Below are 18,283 nucleotides of genomic sequence, written 5' to 3'. Positions count from 1 at the left end.
ACGCTGCCGCACTGCGCTCACCGCGCTTGGCCCGGCACGAGCGCCAAACAACAACGCCCGGCAATGCCGGGCGTTGCATGTATCCGCGTGCGGACGAACTTACTTGATCAGGCGCAGCGCGAACGGGTAGCGATACGCCTCGCCGTTGTTGGCCTTGACGGCGGCAATGATGCAGAACACCAGGCTGACCAGACCAACGATCGGCATCAGGATCGCGCCGATGACGACGATGGTCAGGATCATGCAGATGACCATGGCGATGGCCACGGTGATCTGGAAGTTCAGCGCTTCCTTGGCCTGGTCGGTCACAAAGGCCTTGCCCGCATCATCCTTGTTGATCAGCCAGATGATCAGCGCGCCGATGAAGCCGGTGAAGATGCCCAGCAGGTGCGCAGCCAGCGCCATCGTGCGCTGGTCGGCCGGGGCCTCGGTGGTCGCCGGCGGCGGCGGGACGTTATCGAATTCGCTCACGACAAAACTCCTTTTCATTGGGTGGTCTTGACCCACCAGCACCAAGCTGGCTGCGTCAGGCGGGCATAGCTTACGCCATCGACGCCATCAATCATTACCGGCAATGGTCATCCGCCCCACCAGGATCGAGCCGGTGCGGATGTGCGAGCGCGGGTCAACATCACTGCCCACCGCTTCGATGCTGCTGAACATCTCGCGCAGGTTGCCGGCGATGGTGATGCCATCCACCGGATACTGGATCTCGCCATTCTCGACCCGGAAGCCACCGGCGCCCCGCGAATAGTCGCCGGTCACCCCGTTAACGCCCTGCCCCATCAGCTCGGTCACCAGCAGGCCATTGCCCATCTGCCGGGCGATGTCCTGCAGCGCGCCAGCATTGGCGGCCAACTGCAGGTTGTGCACGCCACCGGCATTGGCGGTGGTCTGCAGGCCCAGCTTGCGTGCCGAGTAGCTGCCCAGCACGTAGCGCTGCAGGACGCCGTCACGGACCAGCGCCGAAGCTCGGGTGGCCACGCCATCGCCATCGAAGGCGGCCGAACGCAGGCCACGGCGCAGGTGAGGCAGTTCCTCGATCTGCATCCAGCCGGGGAACAACTGCAGGCCGACGCTGTCCAGCAGGAAGCTGGCCTGGCGGTACAGGGCACCGCCGGACACCGCCGACAACAGGTGGCCGACCAGGCTGCGCGCCACTTCCGGGGCGAACAACACCGGCATGCTGCCGGTGGCCATCGAGCGAGGCTGCAGGCGGGCGACGGTGCGCTCGGCAGCACGACGACCGACCAGGCCCACCTCCTCCAGATCCTCGCGGGCCAGCGCACTGGTGTACCAGCCATCGCGCTGCATGCCATCGCCCTGGCCGGCAATCAGCGCACAGCCCACCGAATGATGGGTGCCGCGCTCACGGCCGATGAAACCATGCGAATTGGCATAGACCGACAGGCTCTGCATGCTTGACACCGAAGCGCCGTCGGAATTGCGGATCTGCGCATCGGCCTCGCGGCCTGCGTTCTCACAGGCCAGGGCCAGGTCCACCGCCTCGTCGGCCTGCAGCGCCCACGGGTGCCAGGCATCCAGATCCGGGAAGTCGGTGGCCATCAACGCGGCCTCGGCCAAGCCGGCAGCCGGGTCATCTTCGGTATGCCGGGCGATCGCACAGGCCTGTTCGACCGTGGCGGCAAGGCTGGCCTCGTTCAGGTCGCCAGTGCTGGCACTGCCCTTGCGTTGCCCGAAATAGACGGTGACGGCGATACCGCGGTCACGGGTGGACTGCACGGTCTCAACCTCGCCAAGGCGGACATTGACCTCCAGGCCACGATCCTCGCTGCAGCTGACCTCGGCCTGGCTGGCGCCCAGCGCGCGGGCACGGTCGAGCAGCTGCTGGGAGAGGTCGGCCAGCCGTTCCAGCCGGGCCGCGCTGTCGTCGCCGACGGCCACTTCAGGGGCGATCACGTTCAATGCTTTATCCTGTACGGGTTGGGCCCGGCATCACGCCGGGCGACTTTTTTGAAATCAGGTATGGACGATGCGCGGACGCGACGAAGAAACCGGTGAATTCCACGACAAGAGCCGCAGCCAGAACCGGCGCGACGCGCTCGACGTCCTGGCCCTGGGCGAGAAGCTGGTGTCGTTGACCCCGGCCCAGCTGGCGCGCCTGCCGATCCCGGAAGACCTGCTGCCGCATATCGCCGAGTGCAAGCGCATCACCGCCCACATCGCCCACAAGCGCCAGCTGGCGTTCCTGGCCAAGCACATGCGGCGCGAAGAAGAGGCCACGCTGGATGCGATCCGCGACGCGCTGGACGCCAACAGCGAGACCGGCCGCCGCGAAGTGGCAATGATGCATCGCGTTGAGGGCTGGCGCGACCGCCTGCTGGCCGAGGGTGACAAGGCACTGGCGGCCCTTCTCGACGATTATCCGCAGGCCGATCGCCAGCAGCTGCGCACGCTGGTGCGCAACGCGCAGGCCGAAAAGGCCAGGAACAAGCCGCCGCGCGCCTACCGTGAGATTTTCCAGGTGCTGCGCGGCCTGATGCTGCCGGCCGCGCTGGGCCTGAAGACGGCGGGCGACGAAGACGCCGGCCACGTCGAGACCGACGAAGCCGACGAGGACTGAGTCCGCGCCGGTCGGGGCGGTGGCGCTGGCCATCGCCCGGCTCAGGCCTGGGTACCGCCGACGGTGATGCCCTCGATCAGCAGCGAGGGCTGGCCGACACCCACGGGCACGCTCTGCCCGTCCTTGCCGCAGACGCCCACGCCCTCGTCCAAGGCCAGGTCATTGCCGACCATGCGCACCTTCTGCATGGTTTCCGGACCGTTCCCGATCAGGGTCGCGCCCTTCACCGGCGTGGTGACGCGGCCATCCTCGATCAGGTAGGCCTCGGTCGCCGAGAACACGTACTTGCCGCTGGTGATGTCGACCTGGCCGCCGCCGAAGTTGACCGCGTACAGACCCTTCTTCACCGAACGGATCATCTCCTGCGGGTCGTGCTGGCCGGCACGCATGTAGGTGTTGGTCATGCGCGGCATGGTCATGTGCGCGAATGATTCGCGGCGGCCATTGCCGGTAGGCGCCACGCCCATCAGGCGCGCATTGAGGCTGTCCTGCATGTAGCCGACCAGGATGCCGTCCTCGATCAGCGTGGTGCACTGGCTGGGATGGCCCTCGTCGTCGATGTTCAACGAACCGCGGCGTCCGTCCAGCGTGCCGTCATCGACGATGGTCACGCCCGGGGCGGCAACGCGCTCACCGATGCGGCCCGCGTAGACGCTGGTGCCCTTGCGGTTGAAGTCGCCTTCCAACCCGTGGCCAACCGCTTCATGCAGCAGCACGCCCGGCCAGCCCGGACCGAGCACCACCGGCATCACCCCGGCCGGAGCCGGAACGGCGTCCAGGTTCACCAGCGCCTGGCGCAGCGCCTCGCGGGCGAAGGCCTCGGGGCGCCCGTCCGCAAACAGTTCTTCATACCCGTAGCGGCCACCGCCGCCTGCATAGCCGGACTCGCGGCGACCGTGGTGCTCGACGATCACCTGTACGTTCAGGCGCACCAGCGGCCGCACATCAGCACCCAGCACACCGTCGCTGCGTGCGATCAGCACCGTGTCGACGCCGCCGGACAGGCTCACCATCACCTGCTTCACGCGCGGATCGGCGGCACGCAGGTAGCCATCCAGGCGCTTGAGCACCTCGACCTTGGCCTCGTTGCCGATACCATCGATCGGGTCCAGCGCCGGGTACAGCGCGCGCGCGTTGCCACGCAGTAGCGATCGCCCGGATTGGGCACCGCCTTCGCGTGAGATCGCACGTGCCGACTGCGCCGCCGCCAGCAGCGCGTCGGCGTGGATGTCATCGGAATAGGCGAAGCCGGTCTTTTCGCCGGAAATTGCCCGCACGCCCACGCCCTGTTCGATGGAATGGGCGCCATCCTTGACGATGCCGTCTTCCACGCTCCAGCTCTCGCGGCGGGCATGCTGGAAGTAAAGATCACCGAAGTCCACACCGGGGCCAAGCAACTGGCCGAAGGTGCGCTCCAGGCCAGCGGTATCCAGGCCGCCGGGGCGCAGCAGGCGGTCTTGGGCAAGCGTCAGGGCGATGTCAGTCATGGTTCTCGATCTGGGGATGCGGGGGCGCTCAGGCAAGCCCCGTGAACAGGAAGGCCGCGCTCACCGCGGGCGCGGCAGGCCGGTGACGGTCGGTGGAATGGCCGGCGCCGGTGCCGGCGCGGGTGGTGGAGCCTTGTCGCGGCTGCGTTCGATCACTTCCACCTTGGGCTCCTTCCATGGACCGGTCACCTTGTAGGTACGGGCGCCAATCTCGCCCAACGGCTTGGACAATACCGCATTGGTGGCCGCGCCCAACGCCGCTCCCACCGGGCCACCGGCCACTGCCCCCACCACGGTCAGCAGATTGCCGGCACGCGGGTTGACGTCGATGGTCTGGTCGAACTGCTGGTTGCGCAGGTCGGCCTGGCCGCGGATGGTGATGTTGGCTGCCGGGCCTTCGATCAGCACCTTGTCGGTGCGCGCCATGCCCTGGCCGAACTGCATGCTGCCGTCGATCTGGTTGAACGCGAAGCCCTTGGAGAAGAAGTCGCGGAAGTCGAACATCAGGCGCCGCGGCAGCTGGGTCACGCTGAGCAGGCCCAGCACGCGGCCAGCACCCGGCTCCAGCTCCAGCAGCTGGCCGTTGCGTGCGTGCAGGTCCAGGCGGCCCTGCAGGTTGCCCAGCTGGAAGTCCGACGGCCCCCCGCTCCAGGTGGCCTGCAGCTGGGCCTGGCCGGAGCCACCACGCAGCTGGCCGCCGTAGTCCAGGTTCTGCATCAGTCCGCCCAGATCCTCGCTGCGCACCTGGGCGGTCAGCTCGGTGCGGGCTCCGCCGGCACGGCCCAGCCAGCGACCGCTGATGTCGATCTCCTGGTCCGGCGCGCGGAAGCGCAGCTCGTCCACGTTCAGGCCATTGGCCAACGGTCGTGTGCGCAGCACCGCCTGGCCCAGCACCACCTTGCCGAACTTGAGGTCGGCGATGTCCAGCGCGAACGGCGGCAGCTTGGCCGGGTCCATATCGTTGGCGCCGGCCTGGACCCGGGCCGGTGCGGCCGGTGCATCCGGAGCTACCGGCAGCGATTGCCAGTGCACACGGTCGAGCTGGCCGCTGATGGTGCCGCCGTCAGCATTGGGGACAGTCAGGCGCCCGGCCAGCGACGGGCCCGCCAGGCGCACGTCCAGCGCCTGCGCGCCCGGATGCAGCTGCAACCGGGTCTGCTCGAAAACGCCACCGATCAGCTTCAATTGACCGACCTGCACGTCCACCGCACGCAGCGGCATCGTGTTGTCATCGCTGCCGCCCCGCGCCAGGCCGATCCACTCCAATGCGTCCAAGGTCGGGCTGCGGCCGTTGACGGTCAATCCGCTGGGCGGCGGCTCGCGATCGACATGGTCGCTGCCCAGCGTCACCTGCACGCCGGTCTGGTTGTTGTGGCTGCGCGCGGCCAGCGCCAGGCGCTGGCCGAACGCCACATCGATGCGGCCGGCACCCATCGGCAGCTGTGCGGCCACGGTGGTCGCCAGCGGCTCGGCAGCCGGTTTGTCCAGCGGCGCCGGCAGATCCAGCCGGGTGCCGACCAGATCGGAGCTCAAGCGCAGCTCGCTGGGCGGCGCAGGAGCACCTGGCGCCACCTTGGGCAGGTTGACCGCGATGGTCCACGGCGAGGTCCCGGTGATGTAGGGCTTGAGCCAGGCCATCTCCGGTGCGCGGTCGATCAGCACGCCGGCGTCAAGCGTGGCCGACAGCTTCGATTCGAAGGCCAGTCTGCTGTCGTGCACGTAGCCACCAGCACGCAGGCTCAGGCGGCCGTCCTGGCCGAGGTGGCGCACCGACAGTTCCTCGGCATCGAAACCGCCATTGCTGTAGCGCGCCTGCCCGTGCATGTTGTCGAAGGCGAGCTGGAAACGCTTGTCGACCAGCTTCACGCCGGCCAGGTCAACCGTCCCCTGCAGATGGCCACCGCCTTCATCGTGGTGCAGCGGTTGCAGCAGATCGAAGGTCACATGCGCCGGGCCCGCTGCGGTGAGGTTGTCCAGGGTATCGCCATAGTCCTTGTGCAGCGGGCTCTGCCGCAGCATGGCCAGCAGTCTGCCGGCCTCGCTCTGTGCATCGGCGCGCACGTACAGTGGCTGCTGCCCGAAATCCTGGATGCCCGCCTCGAACTTCTGCACCGCCACGCCGGCCAGGTCGCCGCGCCCATGCATGTCGAAGCCGGGGCCGATGAAGGCGATATCGGCATCGACCTGGCTCATCAGCGGCCAATCATGCTGGAAGCGGATGTCGCCATTGGTGATGTGGCCGGTGGCCTCGAAGCGGCCATCGTTGTTGTCGAACGGCCAGTCGTCCAGGTCACCGGTGACCAGGCCGACGCCGCCACGTACCTGGCCGCCGGCCAGTGCCATGTCCAGCCAGTCGGTGGCGCCCTTGCTCATCTTGGAGTGGATCCAGAAGCGCTTGGCCGCCGTCATCGGCACGTCGTCCAGCTTGGCGGCCAGCTGCAGCCACGGCCGCGTACCGTCGCCCTGGAACCACACACCGCCGCGCACGTCGGCCGCATAGTCGGTACCTTCCACACGCATCGCCGGCGTCCCGATCCGCCAACCACCGCCCTCGTCGCGCCAGCCCACGATCTGCCCGGCCAGCTGCAGGTCGTGGCGCACGCCGAAGCCGGTGGGCCAATCGAACTGTAGCTGCCGTTGCGGCTGCAGCTGCAGGCTGAAGCCGTTGGCATCGCCTTCGAAACGCCCGCCAAGGCCGCGCAGCCCCGGTGAATTGCCGACGCTTGCAAAGCCCAGCGACTGCAGTTCACCCTGCGCCCACAATGGGCCATCGCGTTCGCCGGCCAGCTGCAACGCGCGCACGTCCAGCTGTGGCCTGGACAGGAACAGCCAGCGACGCAGGCCCGGCTCAAGGCGATCGCTCAGGGCCAGCGCACGCAGCGCGATGCCGGCCTGCACTTCACCGGAACGCACCCGCAGCTGTTTGCCGACCTGCAGCTGCAGGCCATCGAGGCGCTGCTCGCCGTCTTCATTCTTCAGCCGCAGCCGCGGTACCTGCAGCGCCCAGCCCTCGGCCTGGCGCTGCCAGCGCAGGCGGGCCTGCAGTCGCTGCAGCTGCAGCTGCGGCGCCGCCATGCCGGGTATCGGTGCGCCATCGATGCGCACGTCGCGCAGGTCCGAATCCGTGGTCACCGCCACCGGCACGAAATCGCGCAGGGTCAACCACAGGTTGAGTTCGCCCTTGCCCTCGCGCAGGCGCACACCGCCGGCCGCCAACAGCGGAGACCAGGCATGGAAATCGACCGGATCGGCGCCCAGCCAGGCCTCGCCGTTGCCACGCGTGCGGTCCACATCCAGCACCGCAGTCAATGGCAGCGCTTCGGCCTGGGCCCAGGCGCGCACGCCCACGCGCAGGCGATCGCCATTGACCCGCAGGCGCAGGTCGATGCGCGGCAGCGTGGTGTCGATGCCCAACGTCGGCGAGCGCACGCCCAGGCGCCCCCCGATCACCTGCAGCTCGCCCAGCCGGCGCAGCGCATCCAGCGGATCTCCACCGTCGGCGGACTGTGGCAGCCCACGCACCGACCAGCGACCGCTTGCATCCTGCTGCAGATCCAGCGCCAGCCCACGCAGGCGCAACTCGGTCAGCGAACGGCCAGGCAACAGGCCGCTGTACATCGATACCAGCACCTCGGCCTCGCCAATGGCCAGGCCGCGGCCCGCGCCGATATGCAGGCCTTTGAGCTGCAGCAACGGGCCACGACGGGTCCAGGCCGTCTGCAGCTGGTCGAAACGCACCGGCTGGCCGGCACGTTCGCTCAGCCAGGCCGCAATCCTGTCGGGGTGGCGCTCGGCCAGCGGCAGCAGCTGGCTGAGGGTGCCCACCAGCAGTGCCAGCCCGACCAGGCCCACCGCGCAGGCGGCAATGAGATGACGGCGGATCCTTCGCAGTCGCAGGCGCGGCGGCGCGCTCATCGGCCACCGCCGGCCTGCAGCCGGCGAGGATCAGAGCAGAACGACATCGAACTGCTCCTGCAGGTATTGCTCGTCCGCCTGGAAGCGGATGCTCTTGCCGAGGAATTCCTCCAGCTCGGCCACCGCCGCCGATTCCTCGTCGGTGATGCGCGCGACCACCTTGGTCGAGGCGATCACCAGCAGGCGCGCGGCGTCGAACTGGCGCACCGCGCGGGTGATCTCGCGGAAGATCTCGTAGGTCACCGTCTCGGTGGTCTTGATGCTGCCGCGGCCGCTGCACTGCGGGCAGGTTTCCGACAGCTGGCGCTCCAGGCTTTCCACCGTGCGCTTGCGGGTCATCTCCACCAAGCCCAGCGGCGAGAAGTCATAGACTGTTGTCTTGGCATGGTCGCGCGCAAGCGCCTTTTCCAGCGTGCGCAGCACCTGGCGGCGGTGCTCGGCATCATCCATGTCGATGAAGTCGATGATGATGATGCCGCCCAGGTTGCGCAGCCGCAGCTGCCGCGCCACCGCCTGCGCAGCCTCCAGGTTGGTGCGGAACACCGTTTCTTCCAGGTTGCGCTGGCCGAGGAACGAACCGGTATTGACGTCGATGGTGGTCATCGCCTCGGTCTGGTCGATGACCAGGTAGCCACCGGATTTCAACGGCACCTGCTTGTCCAGCGCGCGGCCGATCTCGTCCTCCACCCCGAACATGTCGAAGATCGGGCGATCGCCGGAATACAGCTCCAGCTTCTCGGCCAGCACCGGCATGTACTTGGCGACGAAGGCCTGCAGCTGGCCGAAGGTCTCCTTCGAGTCCACCTTCACCTTGTCCACATCCTTGCGGATCAGGTCGCGCACCGAACGCAGCGGCAGGCTCAGGTCTTCATAGATGATGCTGCACGAGGGCGCTTCGCGGCCACGACGCTCGACCACGTTCCACACGCGCGACAGGTAAGCGATGTCCTCGGCGATGGCCTCGGCCGGCTGGCCTTCGGCGTTGGTGCGCACGATGTAGCCGTAGCCGCCGTGCTGCGCCGACAGCTCGGTCACCAGCGCCTTCAGTCGGGCGCGCTCGGCTTCGTCCTCGATGCGCGCCGACACGCCCACCACCTTGGACTGCGGCAGCAGCACCATGTAGCGCGAGGGAATGCTGATCTGCGTGGTCAGGCGTGCGCCCTTGGTGCCGATCGGGTCCTTCACCACCTGCACGACGATGTCCTGGCCGTCACGCAGCAGCTCGACAATCGGCACGCTGGCCGGCGGCGGCAGGGTGGTGTTCTCGGTATCGGCACTGGCCACCGGCGCCGGCCGCACCACGTCATTGGCGTGCAGGAACGCGGCGCGCTCCAGCCCGACTTCGACGAAGGCGGCCTGCATGCCGGGCATGACCCGCTGCACCTTGCCCTTGTAGATGTTGCCGACCACACCCCGGCGCCAGCCACGCTCGATGTGCAGTTCCTGCAGCATGCCATTTTCGATCACCGCGACCCGGGTCTCGCGCGGGGTCACGTTGACCAGGATTTCCTCAGACATCTGCAGCCTCCCTGGCGGCATCGGCGGTGGGGGCCGGCACGCCGCAGCGCGCCAGCAAACGATCGGTGTGCAGCAACGGCAGCCCCATGACGCCGGAGTAGCTGCCGGACAGGTGCTCGATCCAGCGCTCGGCCCCGCCCTGGATGGCGTAGGCACCGGCTTTGTCCAGCGGTTCGCCGGTGGCGACATAGGCGGCGATGTCGGCAGCGTCGATCGGGGCGAATGTCACTTCGGAAATGACCAGTTCGCTGTCCAGCCCGTCCGCGCCGACCACCACTACGGCCGTCATCACCTGGTGGGTACGCCCGGCAAGACGCGCCAGCATCCCCCGGGCATCGGCAGCGTCGGCGGGCTTTCCAAACACCTCGCCATGCAGCACCACCTCGGTGTCCGAACCAAGCACCCGCGCCTGCGGGTCATTGGCCAGCACCCGGGCCAGGCCGGCGCGCGCCTTGTCGGCGGCGACCCGGCAGACGTACTGTTCGGCGCTTTCAGCGGGCGCACGCTGCTCGACGACCTCCAGATCCAATGCCTGGAAGGGGCGTCCGAGTCGGGCCAGCAGCTGGTTGCGTCGGGGGGAGCGGGAAGCTAGGTAGAGCATCGGCACAGCATAACCTGAGGCCGCCACCTGAATCGTCGGCAACCCGTCCCGGAACGCGTTCAACCCCGAACGGACTCACAACGCGTTCATCGCTACGACACCACCCTCAACGGCACAACAAGGAGATCCCATGCGCCTGACTGCCACCCCGCTGCTGCTCGCCCTGTCCCTCGCCCTTGGAACCTCGATGACCGCCCATGCCGCTCCGTCCTCGCCATCGATCGCCGCACCGGCCGAGGGCACGCTGCTGAACATCTCGGCCAATGCCGAGGCCACCCGCGTGCCTGACGTGGCCACGCTGTCGGCCGGCGTGGTGAGCCAGGCTGCCGATGGCAACAGCGCCATGCGCCAGAACGCCCAGCAGATGGACAAGGTGCTGGCCGCGATCAAGGCCGCCGGCATCGCCGAGCGCGACGTGCAGACCAGCGGCGTCAGCCTCAACCCGCAGTACCGCTACGCCGACAACGAAGCGCCGAAGATCACCGGTTACCAGGCCAGCAACACGGTCAGCCTCAAGGTGCGCGACATCGCCAAGCTCGGCAAGGTGCTGGACGCGCTGGCCGCGCAGGGCGCCAACCAGATCAACGGCCCGAGCTTCGAGATCGACCAGCCGGAACCAGTGTATGACGAAGCCCGCCTGGCTGCGCTGACGAAGGCCCAGGCCCGCGCCCAGACCTATGCCAAGTCACTGGGCCTGCAGGTGCGCCGCATCGTCAGCATCTCCGAGAACAGCAATGGCGGTTTCCGCCCGATGCCGATGATGCGCACCATGGCGGCCGGTGCGGCGATGGACAAGGCCACCCCGGTCGCGCCGGGTGAATCCACCGTATCGGTCAACCTGGACGTGGTGTTCGAACTGGGTCGCTGAGCCGTTGGTCATTGCCGACAGAGGCGGGTTCCCCAGGGGACCCGCCCTTTTTTCGTGCATTCCGACGGCAGTGGCTGAAGGCCAGCCCAACACGGGTGCCCCTGCCTCTATGCAGTGGTCGCCCGGGCGCGCTACTGATGCACTGCCAGCCGCGTGCGGCAACCCCGCCACGGGCCCTGGTGCGTTGAGGACTTCGTCACTGGCATGGAGGTGGACCATGGTTCGTACGTATCCCGTTGCATCCCTGCACTTCGACCCCGCCCGCGTTGCCGCCTGGAGCGCGGCGATCGCCCTGCACCTGCTGGCCTTCCTGTTGCTGCTCATCCCTGCGACCTACCAGGCCGTGCAGGCCCCGCGTGAAAAGACCACGGTCAGGCTGATCGAGAAGATCCCGCCAACGCCGCCGCCCCCGGTGCTGGAACCGCCCAGGGAGGTCGCCCGGGTCGTACCGAAGCCACAGACGCAGCCGGCCGCGCCGCCGCTTCCAGCTCCTACCGCAACCGTGGAAGAAGCCCAGGGCATCGCGCTGCCGGCCGCCGAACCGGCCCCGCCCCAGCTTGCACCGAGCATCGATGCCTCCGCACCACTGGCCGGCGCCCAGCTGCAGTACCGCAGCGCCCCGCCGCCGGCCTATCCGCTGGCGGCATTGCGCAACCGCGAACAGGGCACTGTGCTGTTGCGGGTAGAGGTGGACACCCGCGGGCAGCCGACGGGGGTCAGCATCGAGCGCAGCAGCGGTTCGCGCAGCCTGGACCAGGCCGCGCGCCTGCAGGTGCTCCGGCACTGGCGCTTCGAGCCGGCCCAGCGTGATGGCGTGGCGGTACCGGCCATCGGCATGGTGCCGGTGCAGTTCTCGCTGCCGGAGTGAAGTGATCGCCGGCCCGGCCACCTGCCGGGCCGGCGCTTCCCTGCACGTGCCAACGGACGGAACCGGATCAACCGTTACCGATTAAGCAAAAATTCACGACTTCGTCACCTACCGGAAACCTAGATTGATCCGTCCCGGAATCTTCCGGAGACAGCCCTCAACGCTACGGTTTTCCAGTTAGGAGAGAAGCTGTGAAACACCTGATCCAACGGCCCGCCAGCCGCCGCCGCAGCACTCTGGCATCGTCCATCACCCATATCCTTACCGGCAGCACCCTGTTGCTGGTTGGCGCCGCGGCTTCCACCTCCGCCTTCGCGCAGGATAAGGCCACCAACCTGGACCGCATCACGGTCACCGGTTCGAACATTCCGCGCACCAACACTGAAACGCCGTCGCCGGTGCAGGTAGTAACCCGCCAGGAAATCGACCGCACCGGCAAGACCACGGTTGCCGAATACCTGCAGACCCTGACCGCTGATGGCTCCGGCTCCATCCCCAAGACCTTCGGCAACGGCTTTGCCGGTGGTGGCGCCGGCATTTCGCTGCGCGGCCTGGGCGCGGGCTCGACCCTGGTCCTGTTGAACGGCCGCCGCATGGCCACCTACGGCCTGGCCGACGACGGCCAGAAGGTCTTCACCGACCTGAGCACCATTCCGCTCGATGCCGTCGAGCGCGTGGAAGTGCTCAAGGACGGCGCCTCGGCAATCTATGGCTCCGATGCCATCGCCGGCGTGGTCAACATCATCCTGCGCAGCGACTTCCAGGGCGCCATCCTGCGTGGCTCCTATGGCCTGTCCGGTGACAGCGATGGCGACGCGAAAAAGGCGACCCTGACCGCCGGCACCGGCGACCTGGCCACTGACGGCTGGAATGCCTTCTTCAGCCTGGACGTCGGCAAGACCGACGCGATCAAGATCAGCGATCGCAAGAACCGCAAGTGGATCGGCACCGGCGACATCCGTCCTTGGGGCTATGGCAACAATGCCCAGTTCCTCGGCGGCGCCTACCTCAATGGCCGCACCAGCGGAGGCGTCGGTCCGAATGGCTCGGTGTATGACGACCGCAATGTCACAGCGACCAATCCCGCAAGGCTCGTGCCACTGCCCGGCTGCCAAGGCCTGACCACCATCCCGGGCCAGACCGACGCGTCAGTGGCGGCCCAGGGCTGCCTGTGGGATCCGGCGCAGCAGTTCCGTGATCTCACGCCTGAAGAGAAGTACGTCAACGTGTTCGGCCGCGCCAGCTTCGCCTTCGGCGAAGGCGGCGAGGTCTACACCGAGATCGGCTACTCGAAGAAGGAAACGATCTTCAGCAACACACCGTCCGGCGTCTCCGGCAGCTGGGGCTATCCCCTTGGCCCGCGCAATGCCAGCAGCGGCCCGGGCGCCGTGGTGCTGTCGCCGACCCATCCCGACAATCCGATCCAGGGCCAGGCCTCGCGCCTGCGCTACTCGGCCTGGGATGTCGGCCCGCGCGTGACCAACAACACCAATGAGTTCAACCGCTTCCTGGTCGGCGTCAAGGGCAACTGGGGTGACTGGAGCTACGACACCGCCTACCTGCACTCCGGTACCGATCTGGTGAACAAGCGCACCGGGTTCCTGCGCTACAGCGCTGTACAGTGCGCGCTGGGCAACCCGAACTGTGCCGGCGGCGTGTGGCGTATTGGCGACAATGCCAACCTCAACTCGCAGGCGCTGTACGACTACATCTCGCCGACCATCAGCGCACGCGCCAAGTCCAGCCTGGACATGTTCGACTTCACCGTGTCGCGCAGCCTGATGGACCTGAAAGGTGGTCCGCTGGGCCTGGCAATCGGTACCGAGTGGCGCAAGACCAGCAACAGCCTGACCCCGCAGACTTACACCGACCAGGGTGACATCATTGGCCTGGGCTATTCGGCCTATGACGGTACGCAGAATGTCTACGCCGGCTACGTCGAACTGTCGGCACCGGTGCTGGAGCAACTGGAACTTTCCAGCGCGCTGCGTTACGACAAGTACGAAAGCGGCGAAGGCAAGGCCACGCCGAAGCTGGGCATCAAGTGGACCCCAGCCGACTGGATCGCCCTGCGTGCCAGCTACGCCGAAGGCTTCCGCGCCCCCAACCCGGCCGAGAACGGCGATGGTGGCCTGGCCGCCTTCTCCAACGCCCGCGATCCGGTGCGCTGCGCCGTCAGCCCGCCGGCCGATGTCGGCACCAACTGCAGCTCGCGCCCAGTCGCGATCATCACCCGCCCCAACAAGGACCTGAAGCCGGAAGAGTCCAAGAGCTACTCGGTGGGCATCGTGCTGCAGCCGACCTCCACCACTTCGATGACCGTGGATGCCTGGCAGATCAAGCGCACCAACGAAATCGCCCAAGGCTCCACGGCCGATGCCATCGCCGCCGGCAACGTGCTGCGTGACATCGACCTGATCAACGGCATCGCTGGCACCGGCAGCATCCTGGCGGTCAACACCGCGTACATCAATGCGGCATCCACGCGCGTGCGCGGTATCGATACCGATATCCGCCAGACCTTCGATATCGGCCCGGGCCAGCTGGAAATGGACCTGCAGTGGAGCCATGTGCTGAAGTACGAGCGCACCGACTCCGACGAGACCTTCGACTATGCAGGCACCCACGGCAACTGCGACGTGACCAACTGCATCGGTACGCCAAAGGATCGGATCAACTTCGGTACCACCTGGCGTCAGGGGCCGTGGAGCGTGAGCGGCGTCGCCAACTACATCTCCAAGATGGACAACAAGGATTTCCGTGGTCCGGACGGTTCGTACCAGTTCTCCTACGCCGACGGTACCGACGTCACCAAGATCTCCTCGTTCACCACCTTCGATCTGTCCGGCCGCTGGAACATCACCGAAGCCTTCGAACTGAACGCCTCGGTGCAGAACGTGTTCGATCGCATTGCTCCGCTCGATCCGACCACCTACGGTGGCGTGAACTACAACCCGCTGCACTTCAGCGGCGCCATCGGTCGCTACTTCACCGTCGGCGCCAAGTACACCTTCAAGTAATACCGTTCAACGCATCAACTTCGGAGGCCCGGGCAGCAGCCCGGGCCTTCGTCGTTGCACGCCTTGCATGCACGTTCACGGGCACGTGGCTACCGTGTGCAAGCGGCACTACCGCCGCAGGGGATCACCATGGCCACGACATCGCAACGCCTGGGCCTGCCCGCGTTGACTGCACTGGTAGTTGGCTCGATGGTAGGCGCCGGCATCTTCTCATTGCCGCAGAACGTGGCGCGCAGCGCCGGGCCGGCCGCCGCGCTGATCGGCTGGGCGGTCAGTGGCGCCGGCATGCTGATGCTGGCCTTCGTGTTCCAGGCCCTGGCCAACCGCCGGCCGGATCTTGATACCGGCATCTACGCATACGCGCGTGAGGGCTTCGGCAACTACATCGGGTTCTCTGCGGCCTGGGGCTACTGGGTCGCCTCGGTGCTTGGCAATGCCAGCTTCTTCGTGCTGATCTTCAGCGGCCTCGGCCATTTCCTGCCAGTGTTCGGCGAAGGCAACACGCCTGCCGCCGTGGCGGCGTCGTCAGTGCTGCTGTGGACCGTGCACCTGCTGGTGCTGCGTGGCCTGCGTACGGCGGCCATTGTCAATGGCCTGGTGACGGTGGCCAAGCTGCTGCCGATCACGCTGTTCCTGATCCTGGCAGCAGGTGCGTTCCGCATGGAGGTGTTCCGTGCCGATTTCCTTGGCACGCCCGCGCTCGGCGATCTCGGCCAGCAGCTGCGCGGCATGATGCTGGTGACCGTGTGGGTATTCATCGGCATCGAGGGCGCCAGCATCTATTCACGGCGTGCGGCGCGCCGCGCCGACGTTGGCCGCGCCACGGTGATCGGTTTCCTGGGGGTCTGGCTGCTGCTGGTGCTGGTCAGCCTGCTGTCGATGGGCGTGCTGTCGCAGGCCGAACTGGCCGGGCTGCCCAATCCGTCGATGGCCTATGTGCTGCGCGCCATCGTCGGCGAATGGGGCGCGACGGTAATCATCATCGGTTCGATCATCTCCGTCCTCGGTGCATTGCTGGCCTGGGTGCTGCTGTGCGCCGAAGTGCTCTATGCCGCTGCGGGCGACGGCACCATGCCCGCCTTCCTCGGCCGCGAGAACGCGCGTGGTGTGCCGGCCAATGCACTGTGGTTGAGCAATGGCCTGATCCAGTTGTTCCTGCTGCTGGTGCTGGTCAGTTCGGGCAGCTACACCGGGCTGGTGCTGCTCGCTGCGTCGATGAGCCTGGTGCCCTACTTCCTGTCCACGGCATTCGGCGTGCAGCTGGCCTGGCGCGGGCAGGCCTACGCCGATGAGCCCAGTGTGCGCTGGCGTGATTTCGCGGTTGCGCTGCTGGCCAGTGCGTACGCGCTGTGGCTGGTGTATGCCGGCGGCCTCGACAACCTGCTGTTGTCGGTGTTGCTGTACGTGCCCGGCGTGGTGCTGTTCGCACTGGCCCGGCGCCAGCGCGGCGAGCTGGTATTCACGCGTTGGGAATGGGTGCTGTTCGGCGCGATCCTGGCGGTGGCGATCGCCACGCTGGTCGCGTTCTGGAAGGGCCTGATTACGCTGTAGCGCCGAGCCCATGCCCGGCTTCGAGGATGCAGCCGAGCATGGCCTCGGTTCTACAACACGAAAAAAAAACCTGCATCTTGCGATGCAGGTTTCTCAAGGTGGCGCCCGAAGTTGGACTCGAACCAACGACCCCCTGATTAACAGTCAAGTGCTCTAACCGGCTGAGCTATTCGGGCAGACGACTAGTATAACCATTCTTCACGCGCGATGGTAGGGGTGATTGGCGATCATTGCGGCAGCCCGATACAGCTGCTCGGCCACCACCAGCCGCACCAGCATGTGCGGCAGCGTCAATGGTCCAATCGACCACTTCTCATCGGCCAACGCGGATACTTCCGGCGAATGCCCTTCCGGGCCACCGATCAGGAACGCCAGGTCCCTGCCCTGCCCGCGCCAATGCTCCAGGCGTTGTGCCAGCTGTTCGGAGCTGAGCTGGCGGCCCGGCACATCCAGCGCCACCACATAAGCGTTCTTCGGCAGCGCAGCGATTACCCGCCTGCCTTCATCCTCCGTGGCGCGGCGCGGATCGCGGCCCTTGCCGCGCAGGCCAGGCTCGATTTCGACCAGCTCGAACGGCAGCCAGTGCGACAGCCGCTTCTGGTACTCGGCGAAGCCCTGCGCGACCCAGCTGGGGGCGCGTTCACCGGTGGCGATCAGGCGGGCTTTCATCAGCGGTCCTCCAAAACGTCGACGGCGCCATCGGCGCCGTCGAAGGGATGCATCATCGTGTGGCTCAGGCCACTTCGTCGTCGCTGGACGGCGGCTGGTCGCCGACGGTCCACAGGCGCTCGAGGGCGTAGAACTCACGCACGCGCGGCAGCATCACGTGGACGATCACGTCGCCCAGGTCGACCAGCACCCACTCGGCCTCGCGCTCGCCTTCCACGCCCAGTGGCATCACGTCCAGGTTCTTGGCGAAGCGCACGACTTCATCGGCAATCGACTTGACGTGGCGGGTCGAGGTGCCCGAAACGACGATCATGTAATCGGCAACGCTGGACCGGCCGCGCACGTCGATCTCGACCAGGTCCTTGGCCTTCAGGTCTTCGGTGGCTTGGCGGACGCTGGCCAGCAGTTCCGGCACGGACGGCGGCGGGCTGGGAAGATCGACCTTGATGGTCTGGGGCTGGGTCTGGTTGCTCAAAGTGGATCGACTCGATAAACGTGGGGGCGATTATACGGGGATGGCGCGGCCGCGCCATTCACGCCGTGGCCGGGCGGTACAGCCCGTGTGCAGCGACATAGTCGGCCACGGCCGGTGGCAGCAGTGCGCGCCAGGGGCCGCCAGCGGCAATCTGCGAGCGCACGGCGCTGGCTGATTCCTCGCGCAGCGGGTGGTGCAGGCGCAGGACGCGCCCGGCCGGGCTGGCGAACAGGGCCTGCTCATTGTCGGCCCAGCGCCCTTGCAGGGCACGCCCCAGCTCGCCATCGATCGACGCCTGCAACGGACTGCCCGGCCGTTCGGCCACCACGAAGTGGGCCAGGTCGAACAGGGCCTCCCATTCGTGCCAGCCGGACAGGCCCAGCAGGCTGTCGGCGCCCACCAGCCAGGCCAGCGGCCGGCTCGGGCCCAGCTCGCCACGCAGCTCGCGCAGGGTGTCGACGGTGTACGACGGACGACCGGGGCAGCGGGCGGCACGATCCAGTTCGCGGCGGTCCAACAACAGCCCCGGCTCGTCGCCGATGGCCAGCGACAACATCGTGCAGCGCTGCTCAGCGGTGGCACCGGGCACCGCGCGGTGCGGCGGATCGGCGGCCGGCAGCAGGCGCACGGCGACCTGCAGTTCATCACGGGCCGCACGCGCGATCGCCAGGTGCCCCAGGTGCACCGGATCGAAGGTGCCCCCGTAATAGATCCGCAGGCTCATTGC

14 protein-coding genes and 1 tRNA gene are annotated in these 18,283 nt (G+C 67.3%); 5 read left to right on the top strand and 10 right to left on the bottom strand.

The annotated features are described in order from the left end of the window. Positions 1–99 precede the first annotated feature (99 nt). Both AC5P8J_RS02890 and pmbA read right to left on the bottom strand, forming a co-directional pair. Positions 100–471, bottom strand: a complete 372-nt coding sequence (locus tag AC5P8J_RS02890; RefSeq protein ID WP_019662100.1) for a DUF4870 domain-containing protein — start codon at positions 469–471, stop codon at positions 100–102. A gap of 87 nt (positions 472–558) precedes the next feature. After that, positions 559–1,926, bottom strand: a complete 1,368-nt coding sequence (pmbA, locus tag AC5P8J_RS02885; protein WP_019662101.1) for a metalloprotease PmbA — start codon at positions 1,924–1,926, stop codon at positions 559–561. 67 nt (positions 1,927–1,993) lie between these two features. Here pmbA and yjgA point away from each other — a divergent pair, with 67 nt between their 5' ends. After that, on the top strand, positions 1,994–2,584 hold the full coding sequence (gene yjgA, locus AC5P8J_RS02880) for a ribosome biogenesis factor YjgA (RefSeq protein WP_021204304.1): 591 nt from the start codon (positions 1,994–1,996) through the stop codon (positions 2,582–2,584). Between the two features lie 41 nt (positions 2,585–2,625). Here the strand turns inward: yjgA and tldD are convergent, their stop codons facing one another. From tldD to AC5P8J_RS02860, 4 genes are read right to left on the bottom strand one after another with little or no spacing between them, the layout of a single operon-like run. Next, a complete protein-coding gene (tldD, locus tag AC5P8J_RS02875; protein ID WP_019662103.1) occupies positions 2,626–4,071 on the bottom strand; it encodes a metalloprotease TldD in 1,446 nt (481 codons plus the stop codon). Between the two features lie 60 nt (positions 4,072–4,131). Then, positions 4,132–7,986: a YhdP family protein gene (locus AC5P8J_RS02870; RefSeq protein WP_227854014.1), complete on the bottom strand. Its 3,855-nt coding sequence runs from the start codon at positions 7,984–7,986 to the stop codon at positions 4,132–4,134. A 30-nt stretch (positions 7,987–8,016) separates the two neighbouring features. After that, a complete protein-coding gene (rng, locus tag AC5P8J_RS02865) occupies positions 8,017–9,504 on the bottom strand; it encodes a ribonuclease G (RefSeq protein WP_019662105.1) in 1,488 nt (495 codons plus the stop codon). Further along, positions 9,497–10,105, bottom strand: a complete 609-nt coding sequence (locus AC5P8J_RS02860) for a Maf family nucleotide pyrophosphatase (RefSeq protein WP_021204306.1) — start codon at positions 10,103–10,105, stop codon at positions 9,497–9,499. The genes rng and AC5P8J_RS02860 overlap by 8 nt, the downstream gene beginning before the upstream one ends. A 130-nt stretch (positions 10,106–10,235) precedes the next feature. Here AC5P8J_RS02860 and AC5P8J_RS02855 point away from each other — a divergent pair, with 130 nt between their 5' ends. From AC5P8J_RS02855 to AC5P8J_RS02840, 4 genes are all read left to right on the top strand, one after another. After that, complete coding sequence (locus tag AC5P8J_RS02855; RefSeq protein ID WP_227854013.1) at positions 10,236–10,973, top strand: SIMPL domain-containing protein; 738 nt, start codon at positions 10,236–10,238, stop codon at positions 10,971–10,973. Between the two features lie 217 nt (positions 10,974–11,190). After that, complete coding sequence (locus AC5P8J_RS02850) at positions 11,191–11,841, top strand: energy transducer TonB (protein ID WP_111099030.1); 651 nt, start codon at positions 11,191–11,193, stop codon at positions 11,839–11,841. A 191-nt stretch (positions 11,842–12,032) separates the two neighbouring features. Continuing rightward, positions 12,033–14,861, top strand: coding sequence for a TonB-dependent receptor (locus AC5P8J_RS02845; RefSeq protein ID WP_495216600.1), 2,829 nt, complete (start codon positions 12,033–12,035; stop codon positions 14,859–14,861). A 129-nt stretch (positions 14,862–14,990) separates the two neighbouring features. Beyond that, positions 14,991–16,412 (top strand): basic amino acid/polyamine antiporter, encoded by a 1,422-nt coding sequence (locus AC5P8J_RS02840; RefSeq protein ID WP_058982163.1) that lies wholly within the window; start codon positions 14,991–14,993, stop codon positions 16,410–16,412. 99 nt (positions 16,413–16,511) lie between these two features. On the opposite strand, the gene AC5P8J_RS02835 is transcribed toward AC5P8J_RS02840, so the two are convergent. The 4 genes from AC5P8J_RS02835 to nadD form a co-directional block, all read right to left on the bottom strand. Further along, a tRNA-Asn gene (locus AC5P8J_RS02835) sits at positions 16,512–16,588 on the bottom strand. Between the two features lie 22 nt (positions 16,589–16,610). After that, the gene (gene rlmH / locus AC5P8J_RS02830; RefSeq protein ID WP_019662111.1) at positions 16,611–17,081 is read right to left on the bottom strand and encodes a 23S rRNA (pseudouridine(1915)-N(3))-methyltransferase RlmH; all 471 of its coding nucleotides are present in this window, start codon (positions 17,079–17,081) and stop codon (positions 16,611–16,613) included. 64 nt (positions 17,082–17,145) lie between these two features. Next, positions 17,146–17,556, bottom strand: coding sequence for a ribosome silencing factor (rsfS, locus tag AC5P8J_RS02825; RefSeq protein WP_005410536.1), 411 nt, complete (start codon positions 17,554–17,556; stop codon positions 17,146–17,148). A 58-nt stretch (positions 17,557–17,614) separates the two neighbouring features. Then, positions 17,615–18,280, bottom strand: coding sequence for a nicotinate-nucleotide adenylyltransferase (nadD, locus tag AC5P8J_RS02820; protein ID WP_019662112.1), 666 nt, complete (start codon positions 18,278–18,280; stop codon positions 17,615–17,617). Positions 18,281–18,283: the final 3 nt, after the last annotated feature.

It is taken from the genome of Stenotrophomonas sp. YJH_SMC_37 (genome assembly GCF_059370035.1).
Note: the sequence above shows the minus strand (reverse complement) of the source record. Positions and strands in the feature narration are given on the sequence as shown.